Raw genomic sequence first — 238 nt, 5'->3', positions numbered from 1 at the left:
CCATGGCGGCGCGCCTGCAGACGGATCTGCCCGTCGCGGGCAGTGTGCCGCAGGGCGTGGTCGATCAAGTTGTCGAGGACGCGATCAAGTTGCGCCTGATCAGCCTGCAACCTCGGCAGCGGGCCTTGAATCTCGACGTTCAGCGCAACACCTTTGGCCGCAGCCACGTCGGCAAAGCGCAGTTGCGCCTGCTCCAGCAGGTCCTCAATGGAACATGGCGCCAGGGTGAGTTTCTGTA

1 protein-coding gene is annotated in these 238 nt (G+C 63.9%); it reads right to left on the bottom strand.

Features of this window, described 5'->3' with window-relative positions; all coding sequences use genetic code 11:
- On the bottom strand, positions 1–238 hold a 238-nt coding region (locus AAEY83_RS18325), incomplete at both ends, for a hypothetical protein (protein WP_502945223.1).

The sequence above is a fragment of the Psychrobacter sp. TB20-MNA-CIBAN-0197 genome, from assembly GCF_040309765.1.
GTDB classification, from domain to species: Bacteria; Pseudomonadota; Gammaproteobacteria; order Pseudomonadales; family Moraxellaceae; genus Psychrobacter; species Psychrobacter submarinus.
The sequence above is the reverse complement of the archived record's forward strand: the minus strand, read 5'-3'. Positions and strand labels throughout refer to the sequence as shown.